Source organism: Candidatus Culexmicrobium sp. (assembly GCF_058356305.1).
In genome coordinates this window covers 1-7,130 of sequence record NZ_JBTVBB010000039.1, presented here as the reverse complement: position 1 = coordinate 7,130, position 7,130 = coordinate 1, and the positions used below count along the sequence as shown (strand labels likewise).

The 7,130-nt window shown below is 32.3% G+C and carries 12 protein-coding genes; 6 read left to right on the top strand and 6 right to left on the bottom strand.

The genetic code is table 11. The features are described from left to right. The coding region (locus tag ACW8TM_RS10425; protein ID WP_491533229.1) for a hypothetical protein at window positions 1-270 on the top strand (270 nt) is incomplete at its 5' end. Here ACW8TM_RS10425 and ACW8TM_RS10420 read toward each other — a convergent pair. The 4 genes from ACW8TM_RS10420 to ACW8TM_RS10405 all read right to left on the bottom strand — a co-directional run bounded on the left by ACW8TM_RS10420 (window position 227) and on the right by ACW8TM_RS10405 (window position 2,776). Continuing rightward, the gene (locus ACW8TM_RS10420; RefSeq protein ID WP_491533228.1) at window positions 227-670 is read right to left on the bottom strand and encodes a hypothetical protein; all 444 of its coding nucleotides are present in this window, start codon (window positions 668-670) and stop codon (window positions 227-229) included. The two genes, ACW8TM_RS10425 and ACW8TM_RS10420, sit on opposite strands and share 44 nt — an antisense overlap. Before the next feature lie 176 nt (window positions 671-846). Further along, on the bottom strand, window positions 847-2,028 hold the full coding sequence (locus ACW8TM_RS10415; RefSeq protein ID WP_491533227.1) for a Shedu anti-phage system protein SduA domain-containing protein: 1,182 nt from the start codon (window positions 2,026-2,028) through the stop codon (window positions 847-849). A 52-nt stretch (window positions 2,029-2,080) separates the two neighbouring features. Then, window positions 2,081-2,536 carry a hypothetical protein gene (locus ACW8TM_RS10410; protein ID WP_491533226.1) on the bottom strand — a complete coding sequence of 152 codons (456 nt, stop codon included), beginning with the start codon at window positions 2,534-2,536 and terminating at the stop codon, window positions 2,081-2,083. A 9-nt stretch (window positions 2,537-2,545) separates the two neighbouring features. After that, entirely contained in the window at window positions 2,546-2,776 is a 231-nt protein-coding gene (locus ACW8TM_RS10405; protein ID WP_491533225.1) for a DUF5678 domain-containing protein, read from the bottom strand. A gap of 751 nt (window positions 2,777-3,527) precedes the next feature. Between ACW8TM_RS10405 and ACW8TM_RS10400 the strand changes: the two genes are divergently transcribed. From ACW8TM_RS10400 to ACW8TM_RS10385, 4 genes are all read left to right on the top strand, one after another. Then, on the top strand, window positions 3,528-3,779 hold the full coding sequence (locus tag ACW8TM_RS10400; RefSeq protein ID WP_491533224.1) for a DUF433 domain-containing protein: 252 nt from the start codon (window positions 3,528-3,530) through the stop codon (window positions 3,777-3,779). Continuing rightward, entirely contained in the window at window positions 3,757-4,104 is a 348-nt protein-coding gene (locus ACW8TM_RS10395; RefSeq protein WP_491533223.1) for a DUF5615 family PIN-like protein, read from the top strand. Before ACW8TM_RS10400 ends, ACW8TM_RS10395 begins: the two co-directional genes overlap by 23 nt. Before the next feature lie 252 nt (window positions 4,105-4,356). After that, on the top strand, window positions 4,357-4,644 hold the full coding sequence (locus ACW8TM_RS10390; protein ID WP_491533222.1) for a nucleotidyltransferase family protein: 288 nt from the start codon (window positions 4,357-4,359) through the stop codon (window positions 4,642-4,644). 182 nt (window positions 4,645-4,826) lie between these two features. Continuing rightward, window positions 4,827-4,982, top strand: a complete 156-nt coding sequence (locus tag ACW8TM_RS10385; RefSeq protein WP_491533221.1) for a HepT-like ribonuclease domain-containing protein — start codon at window positions 4,827-4,829, stop codon at window positions 4,980-4,982. Window positions 4,983-5,320: 338 nt separating this feature from the next. Here the strand turns inward: ACW8TM_RS10385 and ACW8TM_RS10380 are convergent, their stop codons facing one another. Next, entirely contained in the window at window positions 5,321-5,788 is a 468-nt protein-coding gene (locus tag ACW8TM_RS10380) for a hypothetical protein (protein ID WP_491533220.1), read from the bottom strand. After that, window positions 5,776-6,006: a type II toxin-antitoxin system HicB family antitoxin gene (locus ACW8TM_RS10375; RefSeq protein ID WP_491533219.1), complete on the bottom strand. Its 231-nt coding sequence runs from the start codon at window positions 6,004-6,006 to the stop codon at window positions 5,776-5,778. Before ACW8TM_RS10375 ends, ACW8TM_RS10380 begins: the two co-directional genes overlap by 13 nt. A gap of 962 nt (window positions 6,007-6,968) precedes the next feature. On the opposite strand from ACW8TM_RS10375, the gene ACW8TM_RS10370 reads away from it, so the two are divergent. Further along, window positions 6,969-7,130, top strand: a 162-nt coding sequence (locus ACW8TM_RS10370) for an antitoxin family protein (RefSeq protein WP_491533230.1), incomplete at its 3' end; no start/stop codon positions are given.

Genomic DNA, 7,130 nt, shown 5'->3' with positions numbered 1-7,130 from the left:
TATGGGTGGGAGACTATAAGTATAGATGAGAAAAAGAAGGCTTTTGTTGATCTATTTAATGAATTGAGTATGCGTGATAAATCTCTTTTGTCTGATATTGATTTAATCACAATTAGTAGGAGTCCTGAAGATGTCTTTGATTTGTTGTTGGGTTTGCATAGATATTTTTATGGAGCCTATGAGTTGCCTTCACCAAGTATTCATCATATTTTTGAGAGGTTGCTTTCTATGCTAAGTAAGATAGAGAAGTTGACTCAAAGGTTCTTGTGAAGTTTAAGTCGCTGTATTGAATATTTATTTTCATGGCAATTTCATTTAGGAGTTGGATTATTCTCTTCATTTTCTCTATGTCTTCTTGGTTTAGTTTTCTATTGTATTCGTATACTTGTGTGATTATGCCTTCCTTTATTAGGAATGATATGATTAACCTGTCTCTTGTCTTCTCGTCGATTATATTTTTGTTTTTCATTTCCTGTATTATTGGTATTTCGCTTAGATCTCTAATTTTCAGTCCTATGCTTTCTGCTATTCCTCTTAAAAGATTGAGGGTTAATGAGTTGATTATGGATATTATTTCATGGTATTTTTCTTCATTGATGAGTCTTCTTAATATTTCTTCTAGAGTGATATTTATGAAGTTAATGGTATTTGTTATGTTTATCTCTTGCATTATATTTAATTAATTTAGATAGTTTACATTGGTATAGGTTGCTCCATTAAACTTAATTGCTTCTTCTCTGTTTACCTTCATCGAAGTCACTGCTACTATTCTTTTCACTTATATAATAAGCGAGTTTCTCTTTTAAGTTCTTGCATGTGAATTTATTTGAATGGGCAGCATTAATATTATCTTAGCCTGTTTATCCAGCTTTTTGTTTTGTTGATATTTTCTATTATATAGTCCCGAGTTTTTGTAGTTATGTCTCTACGTTTTATATTGAATTTTTCGAGGTTTTCTTTCTCTTCGTCCTTTATGTCTTCAAGTAATCCTATGATTACCATGTAGCTTATGCTTATTTTAGGTTCTTGTTTATTTAGTATTTTCTTCCACTCTTCTATTTGTTTTAGGGCTTCTTTTAGTCTATTTGATGGTTTTGATTTTTCAAAGGGTTTGTAGTATGGTGGCTCTATTTCCACGTATATCCATTGCTTATGGCTTACTTCTATTAGAAAGTCTGGTCGTCTTATTGGTTTGTCCCTAATGGTTGGTTGAGACTTTATGCTTATGGCTTCTGGATATAGGAAGAACTTGTATTTGTTAAGTAGTTGTTGAAATAAGTATTCATCTGCTTGTGTAGTAACAATGTATTCTCTAACTTCTTTTTCAATTTGTTCAATTAATTTTTTATAAAAACTGATAACTTTATCCCTTACATTTTTATCTACTATGACTTCATATCCTCTAGTGATGATTTCATAGAGTCTCTCAAGTAGGAAATTATAGAAATCAGATTCTGCTCGAATGTGAGGATTGATTTTATAAATGTGTTTTATGTCGCCGAAGAGCCAAGCGAAAGGTATTCTATCTATATGTGGCCTGCCATTTCTCTTTATCCAGTAAATACTGCAATTAACGATTTTGACTTCATCATCCTTTTCAATCTCAATTGGTCCTATATTGCCAGAGTGAGAAAACACTAGGATGGGAGCCTGTTTAGGTAGCTTGTAACCATACTTTTCACTGAAATCTCTACATGTGAGAACTAAATCACTTAGTAATACGTTGTTTTCACTGATTTTATACATGTTCTTACGACCAAGTATACCGAAAATTTCATGTTCAATTCTTCTTCTTGTTTTCTTTACTTTGATGGAAATTCTACTTGATCTTTCTCTATGAATTTTTATATCCAATTTGTTGCTGGTATCTAGATATATTGTTGCTTTAAATCCTCTATACAACATATAGGATGGTAGTAGAATTTCCCTAATTTCAATTGGTATTTGAGTGATTAAAATTGACAGTTTCTTAAAATATGTTTTTGTAAATTCCTTTGCCTTATTTAACATGTCGTTTTGGTTTATCATTTCTCCACATTTAGTGATTTAACGCTATTATGAATCTTCTTGACGGGTCTCATTAATTAATTTGTTGTATTTCTAGGTAGGCTTTCTTCAATTTTGGGTTGAAGTAGAGTGCTATGCTGTTTTCTTCTAGAAAATCGTTTCCAATTATGCTTGGAATGCTTTCAATGTTTTTTGGCATCTTCTTTTTTGTTGGAATTAGTACTCCGATTTCTTGTTTATTTAGAGTTAGCATTTCTCCTTCCTCAGCTCTAAAAGTTAATGTGACATCTTGTAATATGTGGTTGAAGAATTTGTATCCTGCTAGGTAGACTGGTTCACCACTTCTCATTCTTGTTATTGGGAGTTTTAGTCTTAGGGCATCTCTTGTTGATAGAACTGTGTATGGACTGCCTGTATCTATTAAAGCGAAAACTACTCCGTAAATGCGTGCAAATTTTATTGAGAATGGAACGAAGGGGAAGAATTTATTTCTCATAAATTTTCTTACTTGACAGGGTATTCGCTTCAATTGTTGCACCTAGAGTATGAATGACATATCTTCAGGTGGTATTGCTTCAATGAGAATTAACGCTGCATTCTCCTTTCTTCTTTCAAGCTCAGATAATAGTCCGTCTAGACTGTCTGATACGCATATAATTTTTCTATCTTTGACTGCAATAACTTTGCCTTCATATTTTTTAAGCTCATCATAGTGTCTGGTCATCCATTCACTATCTTCAATGAGTTTTTCGAGAATTTTTCTATTCATACCATACCCCTCTATAAACCTAAGTATATATTGTATATAAAGCCTTTATAAGTTCAATATGTAACTTAAAGTAGTGAATTTATAAAATTTACGTCTTTCAAATTTTAATACTTCTGTAAATTTATTCGCTATATACTCACTCATCCTTAGTTATCATATGTGTAACGCGTTATACACAAAAATTATCTTAGCATATGCTATTTAAACCTTACACAAATCCATATAGGTTGTCAATTTACCGACAAAATGAATAATAAATGGTGTTTTAAACATTTAAAGAATTTCTCTTAAACTTATTTCTCCTTTTTTAAGCTCAAATATTACTGTTCTTCCCTTTATTTTAAGTTTAGCATTTGATATGGTTAATATCATTTTCTTTAATACTTGTCAATGTTTTATAGATGGGTATCTAAGTGTGATTATGGAATTATAAAATTGGCTAAAATTAGTAATCTTGAATGTTTTCTGGTAAATGAAATATCTGGTGGTTATAGATTAAAGTGCAGTGTTGATTTGCTGGTGGTTTTCAGATGACATAGCTCTGCTAAGCCAAATCATAGGAGAAAAATACACTAAACTAATCGAAAAGATGATGCTTTAAAGCTGTCTAGGTTATGCTGGTGTTTTCCTCTAAAATTTTCACATTCATATTATAGAATTTAATGGAGGTGATATCAGAGCTATTTTGTGATATTGAAGTTGTTGTGGAAAGTTTAAATATTCTGTTTTATAGAGAGCTTTTTGATCTGTTATGAGGGTTGAGTTTGGTAAGTATATTGTTGTTGATGATGAGATATGTCATGGTAAGCCTACATTTAAGGGTACGAGAATCTTGGTTAGTGATGTAATTGAACTCCTTGCTTCAGGCCTCTCTATTGAGGAGATTGTTAAGGATTATTATCCAAGTCTTAATGAAGATATGATTAGGGAGGCATTGGATTGGGCTTCAAAGATTATTAGAGGTGAACATTACGTCAAATATGTTAAAGTTTCTTCTCGATGAGAATATTCCTAGACTGGTTAAAATTTTTCTAGAGTCAAAGGGCCATATAGCTGAATATTCGCCAAAGGGTTTGAAGAATAGAGAATTAGCTTCCATAGCTATAAGTAAGGGATATATTTTACTAACTAGAGATTATGATTTCGCCAATATAGTTCTTTATCCTCCAAAGCAGTTTCACGGCATAATTGTTCTTCGTATACATCCCCCTAGAGCTGAAAAACTGATAAGGGAATTAGAGTCACTTTTAGGTAGAGTTGAGGATTATAGGGGTAAATTATTCATTGTAGAGGAAGGTTCATTTGAGATTATTGAAGATGAAGGCTAGGTTGTTAATGCTTATTTAATTTTTATTGAGGATAATAGAATTACGTTATATTTCTCTCTAATTGTCATTTCATTCAATTATAATCATGAGAAAATAGTAAAGCCTTTAATTTACATGGATCTGATAGATTTCTTTAACTTTTATGTTATGACGTTTATAGTTTTCACTATTGAGTTAATAGCGAAGAGAAGAGGTGAAATGTAGGATTATAATTTTATATTTATTTTGTTAGGTTGGTTTAGGGTTTTATCTGTGGTGGAGGGTTTAAGAAGGATTATTCCAGTTTTGAGGCGTTATGGTGTTGTGAGGGCAGCTGTTTTCAGCTCCTTTGCTAGGGGTGAAATGACTGGGGAGAGTGACTTGGATATTTTGGTTGAGTTTGGGGATGAGAGGAGTTTGCTTGACCTCGTGGGGCTTAAATTGGAGTTGGAGGAGGCTTTAGGAGTTAGGGTTGACGTTTTAACTTATAATTCTCTACATCCTCTTTTGAGGGATAGGATTCTAGGTGAGCAGGAGATATTTTATGAAGAAGGATCCTAAAATCTTTATTGAACACATACTTGAGTGTATGGGGAAGATTGAAGAATATTTATGTGGAGTTACGAGGGAAGAGTTTCTATCATCAACAATGCTTTAAGATGTAGTTATCCGTAGAATTATGATTATTGGAGAGGCTGTTAAAATATTCCATCGGATATTAGGGATAGATATCTCGAGATTCCATGGAGAAAATAGCTGGAATGAGAGACATCCTAATTCATGAATACTTCGGTGTAGATTTAGAACTAACTTGGATAACTGCTAAGAAGGATATTCCTGAATTAAAAGAAAAACTGCTTAATGTCAAGAGAGATCTTGAGAAAAATATTGATGAGTAAGTTTATTTAAACTCGTTGCAAAACTGTAATTAATATTAATTTTCTAAACATATTCAACCTACCCATATAGATAGACGCAATAGGAATCCCCTTAAGCGTATTCCTAATTTTAACTCTTTTTGTAGGTAGAATTTAATGGAGGTGATGTGTCGAGAATTATTTTAGCATTTTGTTAATTGTTTAGGTTTTTAATTTCATTTCTAATGGCTTGAACTATTTCTTTGAGTTCTGAGTGCTTACTTGCATTGTCAAGTTGAGTTTTTATACTTTGATATATTAATTTCACTTCATTTAACTCTTCATGTAGAAGAGTTTGCAATTATATTCCCTTCTTCAGGTTAGTAGGCATATATTTCACTTGCTATTTTTGCTGCTTTTCTGTTTAAAGCATCTGATAGCTTTCTAAGTATGTTCTCTAGCTGGAGGATATTTTTATCTTCTAGCACTTTTTCATTTATGGTTCTCTGTTTTATTGTTTTTTCGAGTTTGCTTAATCCTTGACTTGCGCTTAATATATTATTTCTAATCTTTTCAGTGTCAATATGTCCATAGGCGTTTATTAGTAGGGTGACTAGTATTGTTTCTGGTGCTTTATCATGAGCATGAAGCTCTAAATCCTCTATGATTTTCTCTAGTAGCTTTCTACACTTCTCAATTTCTCGCAGTAGCTTTATGCTAATTTCTGGTTTGTGCACTCCCATTTTAAGCATGTAAAGGGATGCTAGAATTCTGGATACAGTGCTAGCTATCTCTGATATATCCCAAAGTTCTGTTAGTTTTTCCCAGTCACTTCTCAAAATAGCCATAGAATACCCCTCACTATACTACTTATACCAAAATGGTAACATATTTCATTACTCTCAACTTCCATGTATAATTGTATTGCTTCTCCTATTCTCTTCATTAACCCCTTCATGTCTTTGGCTTGTGTACGGCATCCTGGCAATTCAGCTACCTCAGCAACATAAAATCCATCTTCATCCCTTTCAATCAATATTGTAAAAGATTTTTCTTCAGTAATCAATTACTTCACCTTTTCTACTATAGTTTTCATTCGAGCTTATAACTCTTTCAAGTATATAAAGGAAACTACGTAGATGAGTAGTAATGGCCTTAAATATTTCCTTTCATTGTGAATGATTTTACCTTTTTATTTTGTTGTATGTTGTTATTGTTTCTTCTATTAGTTTTATTGTTTTTGTGAGGTGGTGTTGGAAGCCTATGTATTCTAGTAGTGATGTGAAGAGTGGATAGTCTAAGTATATTGGTATGTGGATGTCTTCAGATAGTTTTGGTATTCTCTGTAGATTTCCTTGTCTTTTCTTCTAGCTTTTTATCGCTTTTCGTATAGTTGAAGACGTCTATTTTGAGCTTTCTTATTACATCTTCTTTAACCTTGTTTTCTTCATTTTCCTGGTTGCTTATGCTTTTCACGGGGTATGAAGAGTAAAGTATTAGGTAGCCTACGTCAACCAGGACTTGCGTTAAACCTATTCATTATTGATATTTATAGTCACTTTAGTGTGATTGTCTTGATTTATGTATGGGTTTATATATTTTTTTGCTGATGATCTATTTGGTGTTGTTATGATTAGAATTGTTGAGGCTTTATGTAGAACCATTCCACTATAAACGTATCGCCAGGCCTGTAATTTGCAGCACAAAAACCATGAACTTCCTTAACTTTAATATAAACTCGATAACGAGGCATACAGTATCACCATTCTATCTAATTATTACAATGAAATAATAGTAAATAGATTTAATCTCATGAATTTTCCATTTATGAGTGATGATGCTGCGTATTTCTCTAAGCGTTTTATGTGGTCTTCTTTAACCTTGTTTTCTTCATTTTCCTGATTATTTATGTTGTTCATGAGGTATGAAGAGTAAAGTATTAGGTAGCCTACGTCAACCAGGACTTGCGTTAAACCTATTCATTATTAATATTTATAGTCACTTTAGTGCGATTGTCTTGATTTATGTATGGGGTTTATATATTTTTTTGCTGATGATTTATTTGGTGTTGTTATGATTAGAATTGTTGAGGCTGTTTATGAGAATGGTGTTTTGAAGCTTTTAGAGAAGCTTGGTCTTAGGGAGGGTCAGAGGGTTAGGGTGAGGATTGAGGAGAGTATTGTTGATATT

Bases quoted from the DNA above. Each gene is read 5' to 3' on its own strand.
- ACW8TM_RS10405 (WP_491533225.1), bottom strand. From the start codon at position 2,776: ATGAATAGAAAAATTCTCGAAAAACTCATTGAAGATAGTGAATGGATG.
- ACW8TM_RS10400 (WP_491533224.1), top strand. From the start codon at position 3,528: ATGAGGGTTGAGTTTGGTAAGTATATTGTTGTTGATGATGAGATATGT.
- ACW8TM_RS10415 (WP_491533227.1), bottom strand. From the start codon at position 2,028: ATGATAAACCAAAACGACATGTTAAATAAGGCAAAGGAATTTACAAAA.
- ACW8TM_RS10420 (WP_491533228.1), bottom strand. From the start codon at position 670: ATGCAAGAGATAAACATAACAAATACCATTAACTTCATAAATATCACT.
- ACW8TM_RS10395 (WP_491533223.1), top strand. From the start codon at position 3,757: ATGTTAAAGTTTCTTCTCGATGAGAATATTCCTAGACTGGTTAAAATT.
- ACW8TM_RS10385 (WP_491533221.1), top strand. From the start codon at position 4,827: ATGGAGAAAATAGCTGGAATGAGAGACATCCTAATTCATGAATACTTC.
- ACW8TM_RS10380 (WP_491533220.1), bottom strand. From the start codon at position 5,788: ATGGCTATTTTGAGAAGTGACTGGGAAAAACTAACAGAACTTTGGGAT.